This window comes from Acidaminobacter sp. (genome assembly GCF_030247605.1).
GTDB lineage: Bacteria > Bacillota > Clostridia > Peptostreptococcales > Acidaminobacteraceae > Acidaminobacter.
Map to the genome: position 1 here is coordinate 25,246 of NZ_JAOTSB010000003.1, position 19,082 is coordinate 44,327.

Here is a 19,082-nt window from a genome sequence, read left to right on the forward strand (position 1 = left end):
ACTTTAAACTGCTTATCACAAGAATAGCACAAAGTCAGCCGCAAGGAAACTGACCCGGGCTTTTCGTCAGAAGTTTGTCACCAATTTTTAACGCCCGGGTCTTCGCTGAAAGGACTGCGAGTTTGGAGACTTCCATGTTTGGGGAGTGTCATTTCGCCTTCTAGCATGTTACAATTAAATATGAATGTGTTTTACAGCAGAAGGAGGGGATGACATGCCCGAATTTTTTAAGATGACATCCATTCACTATAAAATGACGGAGACTTTTCTTGAGAACCATGCCCGCGAAGCGGCACCGGTGTATTCCCTGCTGGAATTTCAGGGAACAAAAATCAAAAGCGTTCCTGAAAATGTAGAAGTTTTCCTGTATGGCAATCTCGACGGCATCACTGGTATGATGCTGTTTTTAACACCCGAACATCTCTTCATCCTTTCAGAGGATCAAGGCTTGATGGGCAAGTATGACTTTCTGAAGCTCATTCGAAGCAACAGGCCCAAATGGGTCAAAGGCAATCACAGTGCTGTGCTTCAGGTGATTCAGATCTCCAGACCGTTTTCTACGGTGACGGCGTCCAATGACATCTTGGTCATGAAGGCGCTTAAGATGCCGGAAGAAGACAAAGGCAGAACGGCCCACGCCTGTCACCTTCCGGAAGCCCTTGATCTAAAGGCTGCCGCAGCGCTGATGCAGCGCATTGAAAAGGAATTCTCCAGCCATCCGAGTTCAATAAACAGATTAAAGCAGAGAATTGTCCAGCGCGTTTCGGATGGCGATCAGTTTTTTTGTGAGGTTGAAGGCGAACTGATTGCACATGGTGCCATTGAATACTATACGCCGGATGCTGCCATGCTGGGAGGCATATACGTTGATCCGGCTATTCGGGGCCGCGGTTGCGGGACTTATGTGACAAGTGAGCTGATGAAGAGAACCTTTGACAAAAAAATGATTCCAAAGCTCTGCGTGTATTCTGACAACCTTGAGGCGTATCGTGTCTATGAAGCCCTTGGATTCAACACTGATGCAAAATTGCTCGAAATACATTTGGAGTACGATAGGAGCTGAAAAATTGAAACAAATAACTATTGGAACCAATGAACAGGGTCAGAGATTTGACCGCTATCTGCTTAAACTTCTCGGCCGCGCGAATCGATCCACCATTTATAAGCTCATGAGAAAAAACACCTTTAAGGTCAATGGAAAAAAGGTAGAGCCTGAATACTTTCTTCAATCCGGAGATCAAGTCAACATCTATCTCAGTGATGAAACTTTCGATTCGCTGGTGACGGAAATCCAGCAGGTCGCTCCAGAGAAAGTCTCCCTCGAAATTGTGTATGAGGATGATGAGATCCTAATCGTCAATAAACCAAAGGGGATTCTGACACATCCGGATCAGACAGAATATAAACGCACGTTGTCCTCAAAAGTTCAAATCTATTTGAGCCATCTCTCCACCAGAACCTTCAAGCCTGCGCCTGTACACCGCCTGGATAAAAATACGAGCGGCCTCGTTCTCTTTGCCAAGACTTACGATTCCCTGAAGCGCTACAACGCGTTAATGCGAGATCGAAAAATCGGGAAGTTTTACCTGTGTGTCACGGAGGGCATCGTCAACAAGCCTGGAGAAATCAAGGGTTATCTGTTAAAAGATGAGGACCGGAATAAGGTCAAAATTGTCAAGTATGATTCAGATGACACGAAGTATTTCCATACACGGTATCAACCGCTCGAAGTCAGGGGCGGGTTCACCGTGCTTGAAGTTGAGCTGATGACCGGAAGAAGCCACCAGATCAGAGCGTCGCTGGCCTCCATAGGCCATCCTATTGTCGGTGACCTTAAATATGGGGCTTCCAGACACCAGGACGCCATGAATCAAATGCTCCACGCCTATAAGCTCGTTATTGAAGACCGTGTCTTTGAATACCGTTCGCAGGAACTGGATCAATTTATTGAGTCATTGCCTCCTGCAACACGTTAGTTACAAGCTGCAGCAGTCATAGATAGAATCCTTGCGTAAGGGGTGTGAGTACAAATGCACAGCTTTCAATCCATCTGTAAACTAATCGACCGGTTTGACTATGGCGGAGCGCTTGATATTTTGGAGGAAATTGGGCTCAGAGATACAGACCCCGCAATTTTGCTGGATTCCTGCCGTTCAGCAGTGAACTTTGACTTCAAAACAGCACTGGTAAAGCTGGAACGCCTGGGCGGCGACTTCGCGAAAGACAAAAGCGTTCTTAGGTTGAAAAAAAATCTCCAACAGCTGATTTCCGGGACGCCGGAAGCGGTCTTCTCAGAATTGCTTGAAAACACCAGGTTTCAACTGGTCAACGAGGAGTATATAGATTTTCTTGGCCGCGCTTATCGTTTTAAAGAAGCAATTTTTAAGTACATTTTTGTAGAGCGGCACTTGCAGCAGCGCAACTTCTCCATGCATATTGAAGCTATGCAAAAGCGCAGCATCATGAAAATTTTGAGAAAAAGATATAAAATTTACAATGCCAATGTGGTCTTTGCAATCACGACCTACATTAACCGCCATTTGGAAGATACCCGTTATGATGAGATTGCCAGAATTCTCAATTCCAAGAGAATGACAGATATGATTGAGCTCCGTAATGATTCCATTGTTGGGCATGGCTTTTCAGGGATCAGCCGCAGTGAGCTTATAAAAGTCTATGGTGATCCTTATACCGCCCTCAAGGAATTCAGAAAATGTTTAGAATTGCTTGGCATGGAGATCAACGGTTCCAAGTACGAGGAAGTCAATGAACTGATCGTAGGGCAGCTAAAAGCAATAAATCAGAAGGGCGATTCGAATCGTGCGCCTGACGGGGAAAGGGGATCACGCTGTTGAACCAGGACAAGTTGATTAGGGTCGCGGTTGAAGGACAGATTCGCTATGTGCCGGAAGGGACCATGGTGAAAACTCTGTCCGACGAGTTTCAAACAGAGGCTCGTCCGTTGATCGTCGCTGCCAAAGTTGACAATTCTCTAAGGGAATTGACGGCGACCATCGTTGAGGACGTTGAACTCGAGTTTGTTGACCTTTCAAATCAGGACGGCATACGGATTTATCAGAGAAGCCTCCTTCTGGTGCTTCTGAGAGCGGCCATAGAGTGTTTTTCGGATATACACCTGACCGTTGAGCATTCCCTCAACAAAGGTCTGTACATTGAAGTGCATTACAGCAGGGCTCTGACAGATGAAGATGTCTTCGAAATCCGTCAGCGCATGTCCTCAATAATTGACAGCGGCGAGCTGTTCATGAAAAAGAGCGTCACCAAAGAAGAGGCCGCGGCCATTTTTGAAGACCTGAGAATGGGATCAAAAAAACGTCTGCTCGATTACAGAAGCAGCGATTACATCAATGTCTATTCTCTTGGCTGGATGACCAACTATTTTTACGGCTATATGGTGCCGAGCACGCGGTATCTGTCTTTGTTCGATTTAAAGCGTTATGCCGATGGTTTAATCCTCCTCCACCCCGACAAGTTCACCCAGACGACACTCCCCGAGTATGTGGAGCAGGAAAAACTCGCACAGATTTACAGAGAATCTGAAGCCTGGGCACGCATCCTTGATGTCAGTTATGTCTACAATTTGAACGACATGATCGTCGCGGGCAGATATTCGGAATTGATCCGCATTGCTGAAGCACTGCACGAAAAGAAAATCGCCCAGATCGCAGATCAGATTCTGCAAAGCGGAAAACGCGTCATTTTGATTGCAGGACCATCTTCGTCTGGTAAAACCACTTTTGCCCACCGCTTGATGATCCAGCTCAGAGTCAACGGTCTCAGGCCGGTAACCCTCGGTACGGATGATTATTTTGTCGATAGAGCACATACACCTTTGGACGAGAGCGGCGATTATGATTTTGAAGCGCTTGAGGCTGTTGACACTGAAAAATTCAATGATGACGTGAGACGGCTCCTTGCAGGTGAAGAAGTGGACTTGCCAAACTTTAACTTCTTGACCGGCGAAAGGGAATACAATGGACGAAAACTCAAGATAGATGAGGATCAGCCGCTGGTCATTGAAGGCATTCACGGGCTCAACGAAAAAATGACTGAAATGCTGGACAAGAAAACCAAATTTAAAATTTACATCAGTGCATTGACCCAGTTGAATATTGATGAGCACAACCGAATTCCGACAACGGATTCCAGGCTGATCAGAAGGATCATAAGAGATCACCGGACCAGGGGACATTCCGCGGAGGCGACCATTCAACGCTGGCCATCTGTGAGGCGCGGAGAAGAGCGCAATATCTTCCCGTTCCAGGAAGAGGCAGACATCATGTTCAACAGTTCAATGGTCTACGAACTCGCAATTCTTAAGAAATATGCAGAACCACTCTTGAAGAGTATTGATGAAAAAAGTTCAGAGAGAATTGAAGCGAAGCGGCTCCTCAAGTTCTTAAGCTATTTTGTTTCCATTGAATCAGACCTGGATGTACCTTCAACCTCAATCCTAAAAGAGTTTATAGGCGGCAGCTGCTTTTGAGGTTCAAAAATATTCAATTCTTAAAGACTTAGCATGGGGTGATGGTGGATGGAAGTCATTTCAAAGCAGTTGAATCGCGTACAGACCGGATTTCTCAAGCCGCCTTTTTCTTTTATGCTGCTGCTTGGGTTGCTCACGCTGTATCAGAGACACTATGACATCCTGGATCAATTTCTGGAAGTGCCATGGCTGAGCGGCCTTGTCATCTTGTTTCATATGACGTCCGTTATTGTGCTTATTGCCCTTTATAACATATCCTATTACATGTTTATCAGGGACCATAAAGTTGGAAGTCTGATCTATTCGGCAGGATTTTCAGTCGCCTTGACGGCTTATTTGATTCATCTGCTCATTGACTTTGGAGGGCCGGGACTTTTGGAATCTCCCGTGAATGTCTCCTCCGGCCTGCTTGCCGGAGGTCACCTGGTGTTTTTTCTGTCGGCTCTGGCGGCGGAATGGATACCGTCAGACCGCAAGTTTATCTTGAAACAGGAGAAGCTCGCAAAGATTTTACCGCTGGTTCCTGCCGTTCTAACCATCCTTGTCGTTCTGATCCTGTATCAAAGTTCAATCAATAACCCCGTGACAGCCGAAATCTCAAAGCTCCTTTCGCTGACAATGGATTATTTTTCAGCGGTCGTCGTGCTGTTATTAATGATGATGGCATTTCGCCATGCCTATATAGATGACGACTATAGATATCTGGGCGTCGTTGTGGGTTATGTCAGCCTGTTTTTTTCGAAAGGGTTTGCGATCCTGAGCTTCAACTACGGAGCAGGCGCGCCGTTCCTTTCCATTTTACTGAGTCTGACCGGATATGCGCTGCTGCTTCTTGAATTCTACCGAAAGGGCATTGGCGATCCGTTGAATGACATTGAAATGAAGGAAAAGCAAATTGCCCTGTATGCCAATAATCTGGATCGGGTTATTCAAAAACGGACTAAGGAAATTTTTGACCGCAACAGAAAGTTTGAGACAGAGCTTGAATACGCCAGGAATATTCAGCAATCTCTCTTGCCTGAGCAGCGCTTTGCCATCAAAAATGCGGCTTTTGTGACGGGGTATTTTCCTTGTGAAGACCTGAGCGGCGACTTTTATGATATCTATAGAATTGATGATGACCATGTGGGGATGTATATTTTAGACGTTTCAGGCCATGGGATCTCTGCTGCATTGATGACCATGTTCTGCAACAACTATATTAAATCCACCGAAAGGCTGATCAAGCGCTATCGTGGATTGAAACCCCACAAGAACTTATCGAATTTTTACGAAGAATTCAATCGTATGAATTTTCCTGACGAAATGCACATGGTCATCTTCTTCGCGGCCTATTGTTTGTCAGACAAAACCCTGACGTATTGCTCCGGAGGAATGAATTGTCAGCCTTTTATTATATCCAGGGACGGGAAATTCAAGACCTTGGATGAGAGCCTGGGCTTTCCGATATGCAAATTCAGCGATTTATATAAACCCGAATATCAAAGTGCCACAGTGGAGCTGAGGCCTGGGGATCGAGTCGTCTTTTACACGGATGGTCTGATCGATATGGATAAGAATCGGGTCATGGATCAGGTTGGTCTTGAGGAATTTATGTCAGATCATGTTGAACTGTCTCTAAAAGCTCTGAATGAACGTTTGATAGGACGTATTTATCCTAAAATGGATAAGTTGAAAGATGACATCAGCTATTTTATTATGGAAATTGAATAGCAAGTAATTGCGGTAATTACAAGTGCCGTTACAGGCGCTTCGAATGGGGGACAAATTATGGCGATCGATGAAATACTGGTGGTAAAAAGCTTGGAACAGATCAAAGCGTTATCAAGTCCCTATAGAATCAAAATTATTGAAGCCTTTGAAAACAAACCTGCGAGTGCTAAAGATATCTCTAAAAAAATGGGCGAGCCCCACGGCCGCGTTAATTACCACATCAAGACTCTAGCCGGCGTCGGGATTCTTAAATTGGTTGAGGTTCAGGTCAAGCAAGGCGTTGTCGAAAAGTACTATATGCCTGTAGCGGAATCTATCTTGCTGGATGCCTCAGCAATCCATCCGGAAGACACCAAAATGAAAGAAAGTTTTGGAAAAGCAACAGCTGCAATTTTTGAAAAGATCTCCAGAGAATTCTATAACTCTATTAACAGCAAAGGGATCACCCAGCCAAGAAAAATCAATTACGACTATGAGTACTATTTGACGCAGGAAGAAGCAGACGAATTGAATCAAAGTTTATTGGAGGTCATGAAGGCTTTTTTGGCAGACAAAAAAGACATCCGGCCGGAAACGGCGCCTTATTTTGCTGCGAGCATGATTATCCCAATGGAGCACGGTGCATTCAAAAAGGTTGAAGAGTTGTCAAAGAAATAGAATTAAGCAGCTCTGAAGGTCGGGCATAAAGGAGATGAACTATGTATATTGGTTGTCATTTATCAATTGCGAAAGGCTTTGAGTCAGCGGTTAAAGAAGCAATATCTATCGGTGCCAACACCTTTCAATTTTTTACCAGAAACCCCAGAGGCGGCAGCGCGAGAGCAGCAGATCCCCAAGATTATGCGAAGGCTGCTGAGCTGATGCAGGCGAACCGGTTTGGTCCATTGCTTGCGCACGCGCCATACACCATGAATTTGGCTGCAGCTGATCCCAAAGTCTTCGATTTTGCCAAGCGGTCTTTCAAGGAAGATCTTGAAAGAATGGAGGCTTTTCCGGCAACGCTGTATAATTTTCACCCTGGCTCACACGTGGGACAGGGCGTGGAAAAAGGGATCGAACTGATCTCCGGCATCATTAATGAGACGCTCACAGGTAACGAAACCACCACATTGCTGCTCGAAACCATGTCCGGAAAGGGCTCGGAGGTCGGTTTTACCTTTGAACAGCTCAGAGAAATCATAGACCGCGTGAACTATCAGGAAAAAATGGGCGTGTGTCTGGATACGTGTCATATTTTTTCTGCGGGCTATGACTATATTCATCAGCTGGATCAGGTCCTTGAAGAGTTCGATAAAATTATTGGGCTTGACCGGCTTAAAGCAATTCACTTCAACGATTCTATGACGCCGTTCAATGAAAAAAAGGATCGTCATGAAAAGCTGGGGAAAGGATTGATTGGACTCGAGCCTTTGATTCGGTTTATTGAGCATCCGGTCATTCGCCCTCTCCCAATACTTCTTGAGACACCTAATGAACCGGAGGGCTATGCTGAAGAAATTGCCCTGATCAAGGGGCGCATGGGGGTATGATTGCCTGCCATCGGCTAAAACAAGCGGCAGGGGATCTCGGTATTCCCCTGGTTGGGGTCGTGGATGCCATTGAAATGCAGGTGCCTCAGGAAGCGCTTTTCAGACGGATTAAAGCTGGTGAACTCAGTGGGTTTGAACCGGAACTGGAAATGGTTGGAATGCCCGAAAAAGTCATGCCGGGCGTTCGGTCCATAGTGGTCATAGGCTTGCCTTATGAGCTCTTTAAATCCAGGGCGGAGGATGCGGAGGCCGTTTGCGAGATAGCTTCAATGGCATGGGATTATGATTATCATGATCTGGTGCGGGAGAAGCTGATATCATTGGGGGAATGGCTAGCTGGCCATGGCAGCGGTGAATACATGGTGTTTTGCGACACAGGACCATTGAACGATCGCTATCTCGCATTTTTAGCCGGTTTAGGCACCTATGGACGGCATCAGATGCTGATTAATTCGACATTCGGAAGCGCTGTAGTCTTTGGCTATCTGCTGACACGCGAACGGATTGAAGCGTCACAACCTCAGCTGACTCAGCCTTATTCGGAATGCGGGACATGCAGAATATGTCAGGCGGCCTGCCCGACAGGCGCACTTTGTGGTGAGTTTGAGTTTATGACATCACGCTGCATTTCCAGTCTGACTCAGCAAAAAAGGGCATTATCAATGACAGAAGCAGCTTGGATAGGGACCGCCCTTTATGGATGCGATATATGTCAGAAAGTCTGTCCCAAGAACAAAGCGTCCTCTGACACTAAATTGTTGAGATCCAAGTCGCCTAATCAGCTAAATCCATTTGAGCTCTTGAATTCCAATAAAAAGGATTTTCAAATAAAGTTCCGCCATCATGGTTTTTCGTGGAGAGGCTTAAAAACACTTCAAAGAAATGCCGTGATCAATATTTATAACAGTCAGAATTTGGTGCTGATTGAAAAGCTAAGGCAGCGGGCATCTGATAGAGCGCTGCCAGACCATCTGAAACAAGTCATTGAAATGATGGAAAAAGATTAGGAAAACGCTGATCAGGAAAATCCGGCAGGTTCAGTAACGAAGATGCTAAAGTGTGAATAGTCCGCCAACCGTAAACAAAATGTAATTTTCCTCGTTGAGTGTCCGCCCTTGAACTCGCCGGAATCGAGTGATAGACTTAGAGCGTCTTAAACGTTCACTAAACAATGTCACAATGGTGATGATGTTAAACTGACGAAAAGGGGAATTCATATGTCAAACATACACGAATTGAATTATCTCAAAGAGAATCTGGAAGCGTTAAAAGCGGACGGCGTTTATCGCAAGCTGCCTGTACTGGAAGGCCCGAACGAAGCAGAAGTTATTTTGAATGGCAAACAGGTCATCAATCTTTCCTCAAACAACTATCTGGGCTTTGCGAATCACCCGCGCCTTAAGGCAGCAGCGATTCAAGCTATTGAAAAATATGGCGTCGGTTCAGGCGCAGTTAGAACAATCATTGGGAACATGGATCTGCATGAGGCTCTGGACAAAAAACTGGCAGAGTTCAAGCGTGAAGAAGCTGTCATGAGCTTCCAATCCGGCTTCAACTGCAATGCAGGTGCTATTCAAGCTATTACCGCTGACGGAGATCTGATCGTTTCAGATGAGTTGAACCATGCGTCTATAATTGATGGCAGCAGACTGTCCAAAGCGGGCAGAGCAGTTTACAAGCATAGTGACATGAACGATTTGGAGCGGGTTTTGAAAGAACGTCGCGGCTCTTATAAGAACTGTCTCATCATCACTGACGGCGTGTTCAGCATGGATGGGGATATAGCGCCGCTTCCGGACATTGTTAATCTCGCGGAGCGTTACGAGTGCATGACCTATGTGGATGATGCCCACGGTTCGGGTGTTCTCGGCGAAAGCGGACGTGGTACCGTCGACCACTTTGGACTCCACGGACGCGTCGATTTCACTATTGGCACGCTGTCAAAAGCGATTGGCGTCATAGGTGGTTATGTCGCCGGCAGTGAAACCATGAGGGATTGGCTCAGCCATAGAGGCAGACCGCTTCTCTTTTCGACTTCGCTTCCTCCTGCAGCAGTCGGTGCCATTCTTGAAGCCCTTAATATGTTGTCGACCTCCACGGAGTATACAGACCGACTCTGGGAAAATGCCAAATACTTCAAAAAAGGCATGGCATCGCTGGGCTACGACATTGGACACAGCCAGACGCCAATCACGCCTGTCATGATTGGGGATGAAGCTAAAACCATGCAGTTCTCCAAGACGTTATTTGACCTTGGCGTTTACGTTTCGCCAATTGTATTCCCAACTGTTCCAAAGGGTACAGGCCGCGTGCGCGTTATGGTAACAGCGGCACACACAAAAGAGCAGCTCGACCGCGCTGTTGAGATCTTCGAAAAAGCAGGCAAGCAGCTCAATATTCTCTAGGCACCCAGCGAAATAAAGACGCTCAGAACACTATCACAGGGTTCTGAGCGTCTTTTACATAGTCAGTTAAAGTCAGACAATCTACTGAAATTTTGTTAGAATCCAGTAGGTGATCCCGCTGACAGAGGCGCTGAGGAAACTGCCCCATACCAGATCTATCAGTGTTATGGGAAGCGGCCAGCCTTTAAGTGTGGCCAGGTTGGTCAAGTCATAGGTCGCATAGGTCAGAAATCCAAAGAATGCACCTGCGCCAAGGGCGTAACGCAAACTTTCCTTTGCGAGGGCGGGTTCAATGACAAAAAAGACCAGGCCGCTAATAAAAACACCGTAAAAAATAAGCGCTGCCGGCCAATTGACCTTTTCTGCCATAAGGGCGCCCAGATAATGGCGGTAAAGCTTAGAAGCAATTACGCCAAGCCAGACCAAGTCGATCGCGAAAAAGACGACGAGTGCAGTAAGATAAGTTTTGATTGGCAAAGTCCATCACGCTCCTGCTTCATTTTGCTGAATATATACCCACTTTTAAGGTTCGCAGACCACGCTGAGATCAGATCTGAAGATCCACTGACTGAGAGATCTCACTTTGAAATGACAACCTGGTTGAAATAAGATGGATAATCAGGTATTATTTTAGTGCCTTGTAAATTTATTTTTGAATACAATATTCATATTTAATTGAAATTTAATTCTGAAGGTACCTGGATTTAATTATTATTCAGTAGAATTTGTGGAGAGACCTAATTTGACAGACTATCGCAGTAAATTTGGAACAACATCAGACTGACGTCTGAAGCGGAGGCAAATACCATGAAGAAAGTCTTAATTTTAACAGCCTCGACAGGTGAAGGCCATAATGCGGCAGCGCGTTCCCTGGAGTTGAAATTCAGGGAGGCAGGTTATGAAACCAGGACTATGGATTTGTTTAAAGAAACCAGCCGCGCCTTAAATGTCGTTGTAGAAGATGGTTACAAGGTCCTGGCCAACAGGATGCCATCCCTTTATGGATTTATGTATAGGGCGCTCAATCGAAAGAGCATTAACCATCGTTTTCTCAGATATAGCATGTTTGTTATCAAGCGCAGACTCTATGACAATGTCAAGTCGTTGAATCCATCCATTATTGTGGCCACACACCCATTTGCGGTGGGAATCATTTCGGATCTCAAAGCCAGAGGCAAGATCAACGCAAAATTCTTTTCTGTTGTGACGGATTTTAAAGCGCATTATGCCTATCTTTCTCCTGAAGTAGATGCTTATATTACAGGCAGTGAGTATACCAAAGATTCGCTGATCGAAATGGGTGTACCTGCGGAAATTATTCATCCTTACGGCATTCCGGTCAAGGAAGAGTTTCAAACCTACCAGCCTAAAACACCTGAATTTTTGAAATTGATTGAGGATTTCAAGGTTCTCGTCATGGGCGGAAGCATGGGCTCAAAAGATATCGCGCGCGTCGTTCAATCTCTCACAGAAAGCGAAGCCAGGTATCAGCTGCTCGTCATCTGCGGCAGAAATGAGACTTTAAAAACTATGCTTGAGAGTAATTATCAGTCTGCAATTGCTTCAGGTAAATTGAAAGTCTATGGCTTTACAAGAGAAGTGTCCATGCTAATGGATTTTTGTGATGTTATTGTCACAAAACCGGGCGGGCTGACTACCACTGAGGCGCTCTCAAAACGGATCCCTATGATTGTACCGTTTGCTATTCCGGGTCAGGAATTTGAGAACACAGAATTTTTGATTGAAACCGGTGCGGCAATTTATGTAGATAATATAGAGCAAATTGGCGAGGAGCTGGAACGTTTAAGAAAAGACAAAACCCTTTATTTGTCTATGATCGAGAGTATGGATAATATTTCAAGACATTATTCCACTGAGAAAATTGTTAATCTTGCAGATCAACTTTTGATTAAAAATGAGTGGATGTCATAGAGGTGAGTGCCGTTATGACGGAGTGCGATATTCTTGTGTTGTCGGCATCCTTTGGTTGGGGCCACAACAGTGTTGCGGCTGCGATTTGTGAACACTTGAAGTTAGAGGATGACAGTCTGCAGGTGTGGACCAAAGATATTATGGATATTTTCGCGCCGAGGATCAAACCCTTCGGTACTGCTTTTTATAATAGGTTGACACGGAACAGCCCGAGTCTTTACAATGTCTTATACAATATCAAGCGGGATCACCCCAATAACTTTCTGGATGAAATTATTTATGACAGATATTTAGATCGCTTTGGCGACTATTTGCTCGAGGTTAAGCCTAAACTTATAATTTCAACTTTTCCCCTTGGCTCAGGGTTCGTATCTCGTGCAAAGGATAAATTTGATATTCAGATCCCGTTGATTACCGCCATTACTGACGTCGTGGACAGCTGGGAATGGATTCACAACAATACAGACCTCTATTTTGTTCCGTGTAAGATAGTTGAAAACAGGTTAGTTGAAAAGGGAATTGACAGAGAAAAAATTCGAGTCACCGGAATTCCGGTCAGGCAGGATTTTCTCGTGAAGGAAAGCCACACTTCAGAGATGCGTGATCAACGGCAGATTCTGATTATGGGTGGCGCAATGAAGAAAATTACTTTGACCAAATCCATGCTGATGCACTTTGAAAAAATGGAAAACACAAAAATTGTTGTTGTGACTGGGAATGATACTGAATTATATAAGAAATTGAACAGATATGGTCCATTCAAAAATATCGAAGTAGTAGGATTTTCGAACGAGATCGCGAGCATTATGGAGGCATCTGATTTGGTAGTGACAAAACCAGGCGGAGCAACATTGTTTGAAGCAATCAACAAGGGTGTTCCAGTTGTGCTGAAGCGTTCAAAAGTGGGTCAAGAAGAGGAAAATCTTAAATTTGTTGAGGAACATGGCTTGGGTGTATTGATTGAAGATGAGGACGACCTCGAAACCGTCATTGCCGGAATGATTTTTGATGACGAACGACTCGAGCAGGTTGAAAAGAATTTGGAAGAGCTTCGCGCAGAGTTTGATTCGGAGATGATTGGGAAATATATCCTTGAATTGCTATGACATTGTCCCCAATATTGCTTTATAAGAGCAGTTGAATGGAGGAAAAAAAGTGCAGATTGGCGAAAAGATCAAGACGCTAAGATTAAAGAATGAATTGACTCAAGAGGAATTGGCAAATAGGTGTGAATTGTCAAAAGGGTTTATCTCACAATTGGAGAGAGATATGACCTCGCCTTCCATTGCGAGTCTTGTGGATATATTGGAATGCCTGGGTACAGATCTAAATGAGTTTTTTAGCGAAAGCATAGAAGAAAAAATTGTCTTCACTCAGGCAGACTTTTTTGAGACAGAGGACAAGGACTTGGGGTACTTATTGAGCTGGATCGTTCCTAACGCTCAAAAGAACATGATGGAACCCATTTTGCTTGAAATTGAACCCGGGGGCTCTTTTGTTGAGGATGCGCCCCACCAGGGCGAGGAGTTTGGTTTTGTTATTCAGGGCGCTGTGACCGTAGTGGTGGGCGGCAAAAAATACAGGGCAAAAAAAGGTGAGACTTTCTATTATAAAACTCAATTTGAACATACTATCAAGAATCCCGGCAAGCTGCCGGCAAAAATTTTGATGGTGGCAGCGCCTCCAAACTTTTAACAAAGACAAAAGCATTTTATAAAGAGGTAGATCTTCACCTCTTTTTTTCATTTTGTAACCCGATGTGAAGAACTGTCGTGTATGATACAATAGGGTCATAAGAATGGCCTGCGGCAAAGCTGAAGCAACAGTACAACAAAAGGAGTTCAAGGTCCATGAAGCGTGGAATTTTATTTTTTCTGATAAGCATGGCGGCTTTATTGGCTCAAGGCTGCATGTTTGATGTGCAGAATGCGGATATTATGCGTCCGCCCAAATTAACAACCGAATTTGAAGAAGTCAAGACTTTGCTTGATGAGTTTTACGGAAGCGGTTTGAAGTTGATGAATCCGTCATCAGGCGTGCTGAGAGCGGCTATTCAATTCATCGATTTAAACAATGATCAGCAAGAGGAAGCCGTTGCATTTTTTAAAGATCAGAATGAGCAGAACGCGCTGAAAGTTGCCATACTTCAGAAAAACAGCAGTGGAGACGGATGGAGAATCTTGCCGACCATTGTGGGGATAGGTTATGATGTGGATCAGGTTGGATTTCCGGATCTGGACGGAGACGGCACAAAAGAAATTGTCGTGGGTTGGCTTGGAGGTTCCATGCTGAGCAAAGGACTGTCTGTCTATAAGTCAAATCTGCCAACAACAGAGGCTGATCAAGGGTTACAGCAATTTGAAGAGATTTTCAGGGAAGTTTACACCAATTTTCACATAGCAGATTTAGACATGGATGGGACAGATGAGCTCGTGACTTTTTTGCTGTCAAGACCGGACAATATGGCTGAAGCCAGTCTGTATATCCTTGATCAGGATGGTATGAAGAAACAGGACGAGGTCAGCCTGGCTAATGATGCCAATAGATATGAACGCATGATTTCAGGTTTGGTTGAAGACGGACGATATGGGATTGTCCTTGACGCATCCCTTAGTGGTGGCGCTTCCTTCTCTGAAGTTCTTGTCGAAAGAGAAGGAAAATTGATTCGCCGTTTTGGCACTTCCGGAGCGTCAAATAAATCACCGACTTATCGATTTGATTTCAGGCTGACTGAAGATGTTGACCGAGATGGATGGGTTGAAATACCAACACTAATCAGCCCTGTGGGCTACGACCGCGTTGCGAAGAGAGACGTGCCGTGGATCACCCTGTGGAATCACTGGGACAGTGAAGGCAACATGGTCCCCGTTTTCAGGACGTATGATGATCAAAGTCTGGGGTTCAGGATTATGCTGCCTCAAAGCTGGGACAATACAGTGACGTTGACGCGCAATGATCAGGGGATTGCGTTTGCTGAAGTTCAGGAGGATGGCATTGAGCGCGTTAAGATTCTCGAAGTGATTGTGATCAAGCGTTCCGACGCCGAACAGGTGGATGCCCAGATGAAATCACTCGGGTATTTTGAATTATCCAGAACTATGGATCACTTTTATTATGGGAAAACATTCTCGCACGATACTTTGACAATGACTGAATTTGGTATGACGGAGCAGCAGCTTGCTGACGCTTTTGCTGTTTTGAATTAAATAATTCACCTCAATAGGTGCAATCACAAGGAGACAGGAGGCGCAATATGGGCAATATATTGGTATTGGAAGATCAACCGGATATTAGGGAATTTGTTGTCATAAATATAAAGAGATACGGCTATCAGGTATTTGAGGCGGGAACAGGTGAAGAAGCTCTTGAAATTGTCTCGAAAGTCAAAATTGACATTGCCGTTCTCGATGTTATGCTGCCAGGCATGGATGGTTTCGAAGTTTGCAAACGGATCAGGGAAACCAATAAATATATGGGGATCATTATGCTGACGGCAAAATCCATGGAGACAGACAAGATCCAGGGACTGCTTAACGGTGCGGATGATTATATGGTCAAGCCATTCAGCCCCAAAGAGTTGGTGGCAAGGGTCGACTCTCTTTTCAGGCGGGTAAAATTGCTGAAAGAGGACAATAGCGAACGCTATAACGTAAAGCCGTTTGTCATAGACTTCGAAAATCGTCAGATTTACAAGAATGATGTCGAAATCGATTTAACGCAGCTTGAATTTGCTATTGTAGCCACTTTGGTGAAAAATGAAGGAAAGCCATTAAGTCGTGAATACATCCTGGATCACGTCTGGGGTGAAAATTTCTTTGGAAGTTACAAAATTGTGGACGTCAACATCAGAAGGCTGCGACAGAAGCTGGAAGAGGATCCTTCTAATCCTGAATTTATCATGACTGTATGGGGACTTGGATATAAATGGAAGAAGGCGGAGTGATCCATGCAAGGAATCAAAAAGCGCTGGGTCAGAACCTATCTCTTAATTGTCATGGGGGTTGCACTGGTGGTGTTGTTGGCATTTTTGCTGACCGTGCGCAGTTTCTATTACAATTATGTCTATAGAGGTCTCGAAAACTATTTGTCGGTCACGACTGGATTTTACGAAAAATACCTGCAGCAAAACCAATATTCTTTTGATGAAGTCGCTCAGCTGATCGTCAGAGATTTTGAATCAGGTGAGCTTGTGGAGCTTCAGGTGCTTGACCTTGAAGGTGTGATCCATTATTCATCTGCAGGGTATATTCCGGATCGTCCTGTGACAACGGAGGACTATGCGGAAGCCATGAACGGTGAGCCGTCAAAGTGGATTGGTAGGAATCCCGATACTGGCGAACGCCTTATGGCGATTACGGGTACAATTCGCGAAGAGGAAGGAAGCGCGATTGCAGCGATTCGATATGTCTCGTCTTTGACTTACGCGGATGCCATGATCTACAGAGCTGGCGTCTATTCTCTCTTTGCGGTGGTCGTCATACTGATTCTAATGCTTATTACGTCTGAGAGTTTCAGCAGGTCTATTCTGACACCTATTCGAAACATTATCAGAGTTTCAAAGAGAATGGCAGAAGGGGATTTGTCAGAGCGGATCCCTTATCATTATAAAGATGAAATCGGAGAGCTGTGCGAGACTATAAACTATATGGCTGATCAGCTTCAAAAATCCGAGGCTATGAAAAATGAATTCATCTCGTCGATCTCACATGAAATCCGAACGCCTTTGACTGCTATCACAGGTTGGGGAGAAACGATTCTGACAGGCGGGTTTGAGGACATGTCACAGGTTGAGCGTGGTTTAAACGTCATCATGAGAGAGACGGACCGCCTGTCGGCTATGGTGACGGAGCTGCTTGATTTTTCCAGGATCGAAAGCGGGCGCTTTACACTTTATCTTGAGGTGTTTAGACTGGATCAGGAACTCGTAGAAATAATTGATATGTATAAACCGAGAGCGGAAAAAGAAGGCGTTCAATTGAGCTTCTCACTGAAGTCAGATGAGGTTTATCTTGAGGGCGACAGCAACCGTTTGAGACAAGTAGTCATCAATCTGCTGGATAATGCCATCAAATTTACGCCACCGGATAAGCGGGTTGAAGTCTCTCTTGAGGAACTCTCGGAAGAAATCGTCATTACTATCTCTGATCAGGGTATTGGGATGAATAAAGAGGAGCTTCGCCATGCCAAGGATAAATTCTACAAGGGCGCGAGTAAAAAATCAGGCAGTGGTTTGGGACTTGCGATCTGTGATGAAATCGTAGAGCTTCACGGCGGAAAGATGACGCTGGAAAGCGCGCCTGGCAAAGGGACGACCGTGAAGGTACGACTAAGGCGGTGAGATTTACTGGTTTTCAAGCCTTTGAGTGGAGGTCGAACCCGGCATACGGCCCTGAATGTTAATCAATTTGAAAGACTCTCTTCATGGATTTATTGTATAATGGAGCTATCATCCGGTGAAAGGGGGGAGCCTTATGACAACGCGAACAGCAAGACCAATAAGACGAATTGAAGCGTTTTTGCTGGAACTATTGACCTGGGGCTCCGTTGTCTACGCCTTTGACCGCATCATGGACCGTTCGTTGTGGATCTCGGGCTTTTGGCTCGGTATATTGGTGATGACCGGGCTCAATTTCTACTTAATGACGAAAGCGACGACACTGGGCAAGTATATTCTGGATATGAAGATTATCGATCGCAGGACTGGAAGGGATCTTACTTTTGTGAGGATGCTGCTTCGGGAAACCATCGGCAAAGCTGCTTCTGCTCTGATCCTGATGATTGGATTTATTTGGATCATCATTGACAACGAAACCGCTGGATGGCACGACAAGCTGTTTCATTCTCAGGTGGTGGAAATGGTTCAAATCAAGCGCGTGGCTCGTCGAAGCCCGGATGATGACGAATTTTTTGTTAGGGGATAAAAAATCCGCCTCGCGACAGACTGATTTCGGTCTTGCGAAGCGGATTTGTTTTTTTCTAAAGTGAGATTTCCAGCAGATCCTCCACCGTGATGTTGGTGAAGTAGTCTTCTCCAATGGCGAACTGCTCATAGATTTTTCTAAGGGCGGTTAAATCATGAGGCTGTCCGGTCAGGGCATTCTCGATATCCACTATATCAAGACGACTGAAAAAATCTCCGAAAATTCGGGCGTGCTGAATGATGCCGCGCTGGACATCAAGATGGAGTTCCACCAAGCCGCCGGCAAACTTTTTCTCTTTTTGAAAGCTGTAATTTGGTGATTTGCCAAAATTCCATGGCCATGTGCCATACTTTTCTTCCACTAATTTCTCAATGGCAGAAATATCCTGTGCGCTCCAGGGGTGGATTGCCTCGGCGCCAAAGCGCTGCATGACATGGGACTGAATCAGGTCTTGAAATTTGTCCAGATCCATAGGCGGATCCAAGTGCTTGAGATGTTCCTGGATGTTGGTGACGCGGCTGACAACGGACTGGATGCTCTTGCCTTCAAACTTGCTGGCTCGCGGCTTCAGCGCTTTCGAGAGGTCAGCTATTTCGGAGGTGAATAAGAGTGTGCCGTGGTGGAGGGTTCGGTCATGGTACTTGTACTGAGCGTTGCCTGAGAATTTCTTGCCCTCAATAGTCAAATCATTGCGTCCTGAAAACTCGGCATTGACGCCCAGGGACTGGAGGACTTCGAGGATAGGTTCGGTAAAGCCTCTAAAATCACTGAAACTTTTTCCGGAATCAGTTTTAATAAAAGTAAAATTGAGATTGCCAAAGTCATGGAAGACGGCGCCGCCGCCTGAAAGTCGTCGCACGACAGGGATCTGGTTTTCCTGTACATAATCTACATTGATTTCCGCCATAGTATTCTGGTTCTTGCCAACTATGATGGAAGGCCCGTTGCGCCATAGCATGAAGCAGTCCTCTCGGAATCCGTTCATAATGTATTCTTCAGCTGCTAGATTAAAATGCGGATCGGTGAAGGGGTTGATAAAGATTAACATACTTTGAGTCTCCTTTCCACTTCCGTG

Annotated in this window: 18 protein-coding genes; 16 read left to right on the forward strand and 2 right to left on the reverse strand. The window is 45.2% G+C overall.

The window, feature by feature from the left end; translation table 11 throughout:
- Window positions 1-214 precede the first annotated feature (214 nt).
- The 9 genes from OEL90_RS02055 (at window position 215) to OEL90_RS02095 (ending at window position 10,154) form a co-directional block, all read left to right on the forward strand.
- Window positions 215-1,063 (forward strand): GNAT family N-acetyltransferase, encoded by an 849-nt coding sequence (locus tag OEL90_RS02055; RefSeq protein WP_300686951.1) that lies wholly within the window; start codon window positions 215-217, stop codon window positions 1,061-1,063.
- A gap of 4 nt (window positions 1,064-1,067) precedes the next feature.
- Window positions 1,068-1,976 carry an RluA family pseudouridine synthase gene (locus tag OEL90_RS02060; protein ID WP_291401856.1) on the forward strand — a complete coding sequence of 303 codons (909 nt, stop codon included), beginning with the start codon at window positions 1,068-1,070 and terminating at the stop codon, window positions 1,974-1,976.
- A 54-nt stretch (window positions 1,977-2,030) separates the two neighbouring features.
- A complete protein-coding gene (locus OEL90_RS02065; RefSeq protein ID WP_291401858.1) occupies window positions 2,031-2,855 on the forward strand; it encodes a hypothetical protein in 825 nt (274 codons plus the stop codon).
- The gene (locus OEL90_RS02070; RefSeq protein WP_307730806.1) at window positions 2,852-4,507 is read left to right on the forward strand and encodes a nucleoside kinase; all 1,656 of its coding nucleotides are present in this window, start codon (window positions 2,852-2,854) and stop codon (window positions 4,505-4,507) included. The genes OEL90_RS02065 and OEL90_RS02070 overlap by 4 nt, the downstream gene beginning before the upstream one ends.
- A gap of 48 nt (window positions 4,508-4,555) precedes the next feature.
- A complete protein-coding gene (locus OEL90_RS02075; protein ID WP_300686953.1) occupies window positions 4,556-6,220 on the forward strand; it encodes a PP2C family protein-serine/threonine phosphatase in 1,665 nt (554 codons plus the stop codon).
- 57 nt (window positions 6,221-6,277) lie between these two features.
- Window positions 6,278-6,877: an ArsR/SmtB family transcription factor gene (locus tag OEL90_RS02080; protein ID WP_291401862.1), complete on the forward strand. Its 600-nt coding sequence runs from the start codon at window positions 6,278-6,280 to the stop codon at window positions 6,875-6,877.
- Between the two features lie 41 nt (window positions 6,878-6,918).
- Window positions 6,919-7,749 carry a deoxyribonuclease IV gene (locus tag OEL90_RS02085; protein WP_291401864.1) on the forward strand — a complete coding sequence of 277 codons (831 nt, stop codon included), beginning with the start codon at window positions 6,919-6,921 and terminating at the stop codon, window positions 7,747-7,749.
- A complete protein-coding gene (gene queG, locus OEL90_RS02090; protein WP_300686957.1) occupies window positions 7,746-8,756 on the forward strand; it encodes a tRNA epoxyqueuosine(34) reductase QueG in 1,011 nt (336 codons plus the stop codon). Before OEL90_RS02085 ends, queG begins: the two co-directional genes overlap by 4 nt.
- 210 nt (window positions 8,757-8,966) lie before the next feature.
- Window positions 8,967-10,154 carry a glycine C-acetyltransferase gene (locus OEL90_RS02095; protein WP_291401868.1) on the forward strand — a complete coding sequence of 396 codons (1,188 nt, stop codon included), beginning with the start codon at window positions 8,967-8,969 and terminating at the stop codon, window positions 10,152-10,154.
- An 81-nt stretch (window positions 10,155-10,235) separates the two neighbouring features.
- On the opposite strand, the gene OEL90_RS02100 is transcribed toward OEL90_RS02095, so the two are convergent.
- Window positions 10,236-10,631 carry a DUF2177 family protein gene (locus OEL90_RS02100; RefSeq protein WP_291401870.1) on the reverse strand — a complete coding sequence of 132 codons (396 nt, stop codon included), beginning with the start codon at window positions 10,629-10,631 and terminating at the stop codon, window positions 10,236-10,238.
- A gap of 330 nt (window positions 10,632-10,961) precedes the next feature.
- On the opposite strand from OEL90_RS02100, the gene OEL90_RS02105 reads away from it, so the two are divergent.
- The 7 genes from OEL90_RS02105 (at window position 10,962) to OEL90_RS02135 (ending at window position 18,007) form a co-directional block, all read left to right on the forward strand.
- Window positions 10,962-12,086, forward strand: a complete 1,125-nt coding sequence (locus OEL90_RS02105; RefSeq protein WP_291401872.1) for an MGDG synthase family glycosyltransferase — start codon at window positions 10,962-10,964, stop codon at window positions 12,084-12,086.
- Window positions 12,087-12,100: 14 nt separating this feature from the next.
- Complete coding sequence (locus OEL90_RS02110) at window positions 12,101-13,192, forward strand: MGDG synthase family glycosyltransferase (RefSeq protein ID WP_291401874.1); 1,092 nt, start codon at window positions 12,101-12,103, stop codon at window positions 13,190-13,192.
- Between the two features lie 49 nt (window positions 13,193-13,241).
- Complete coding sequence (locus tag OEL90_RS02115) at window positions 13,242-13,781, forward strand: helix-turn-helix domain-containing protein (protein WP_291401875.1); 540 nt, start codon at window positions 13,242-13,244, stop codon at window positions 13,779-13,781.
- Window positions 13,782-13,936: 155 nt separating this feature from the next.
- On the forward strand, window positions 13,937-15,292 hold the full coding sequence (locus tag OEL90_RS02120; RefSeq protein ID WP_300686960.1) for a hypothetical protein: 1,356 nt from the start codon (window positions 13,937-13,939) through the stop codon (window positions 15,290-15,292).
- Between the two features lie 47 nt (window positions 15,293-15,339).
- Window positions 15,340-16,029 carry a response regulator transcription factor gene (locus OEL90_RS02125; protein ID WP_291404651.1) on the forward strand — a complete coding sequence of 230 codons (690 nt, stop codon included), beginning with the start codon at window positions 15,340-15,342 and terminating at the stop codon, window positions 16,027-16,029.
- Between the two features lie 3 nt (window positions 16,030-16,032).
- Complete coding sequence (locus OEL90_RS02130; protein ID WP_291404652.1) at window positions 16,033-17,424, forward strand: sensor histidine kinase; 1,392 nt, start codon at window positions 16,033-16,035, stop codon at window positions 17,422-17,424.
- 133 nt (window positions 17,425-17,557) lie between these two features.
- Window positions 17,558-18,007 (forward strand): RDD family protein, encoded by a 450-nt coding sequence (locus OEL90_RS02135; RefSeq protein ID WP_291404653.1) that lies wholly within the window; start codon window positions 17,558-17,560, stop codon window positions 18,005-18,007.
- Window positions 18,008-18,062: 55 nt separating this feature from the next.
- Here the strand turns inward: OEL90_RS02135 and OEL90_RS02140 are convergent, their stop codons facing one another.
- The gene (locus tag OEL90_RS02140; protein ID WP_291404654.1) at window positions 18,063-19,055 is read right to left on the reverse strand and encodes a lipoate--protein ligase; all 993 of its coding nucleotides are present in this window, start codon (window positions 19,053-19,055) and stop codon (window positions 18,063-18,065) included.
- Window positions 19,056-19,082 lie beyond the last annotated feature (27 nt).

Bases quoted from the DNA above. Each gene is read 5' to 3' on its own strand.
- OEL90_RS02080 (WP_291401862.1), top strand. From the start codon at position 6,278: ATGGCGATCGATGAAATACTGGTGGTAAAAAGCTTGGAACAGATCAAA.
- OEL90_RS02135 (WP_291404653.1), top strand. From the start codon at position 17,558: ATGACAACGCGAACAGCAAGACCAATAAGACGAATTGAAGCGTTTTTG.
- OEL90_RS02095 (WP_291401868.1), top strand. From the start codon at position 8,967: ATGTCAAACATACACGAATTGAATTATCTCAAAGAGAATCTGGAAGCG.
- OEL90_RS02105 (WP_291401872.1), top strand. From the start codon at position 10,962: ATGAAGAAAGTCTTAATTTTAACAGCCTCGACAGGTGAAGGCCATAAT.
- OEL90_RS02085 (WP_291401864.1), top strand. From the start codon at position 6,919: ATGTATATTGGTTGTCATTTATCAATTGCGAAAGGCTTTGAGTCAGCG.
- OEL90_RS02125 (WP_291404651.1), top strand. From the start codon at position 15,340: ATGGGCAATATATTGGTATTGGAAGATCAACCGGATATTAGGGAATTT.
- OEL90_RS02055 (WP_300686951.1), top strand. From the start codon at position 215: ATGCCCGAATTTTTTAAGATGACATCCATTCACTATAAAATGACGGAG.
- OEL90_RS02110 (WP_291401874.1), top strand. From the start codon at position 12,101: ATGACGGAGTGCGATATTCTTGTGTTGTCGGCATCCTTTGGTTGGGGC.
- OEL90_RS02065 (WP_291401858.1), top strand. From the start codon at position 2,031: ATGCACAGCTTTCAATCCATCTGTAAACTAATCGACCGGTTTGACTAT.
- OEL90_RS02130 (WP_291404652.1), top strand. From the start codon at position 16,033: ATGCAAGGAATCAAAAAGCGCTGGGTCAGAACCTATCTCTTAATTGTC.
- OEL90_RS02075 (WP_300686953.1), top strand. From the start codon at position 4,556: ATGGAAGTCATTTCAAAGCAGTTGAATCGCGTACAGACCGGATTTCTC.
- OEL90_RS02140 (WP_291404654.1), bottom strand. From the start codon at position 19,055: ATGTTAATCTTTATCAACCCCTTCACCGATCCGCATTTTAATCTAGCA.
- OEL90_RS02120 (WP_300686960.1), top strand. From the start codon at position 13,937: ATGAAGCGTGGAATTTTATTTTTTCTGATAAGCATGGCGGCTTTATTG.
- queG (WP_300686957.1), top strand. From the start codon at position 7,746: ATGATTGCCTGCCATCGGCTAAAACAAGCGGCAGGGGATCTCGGTATT.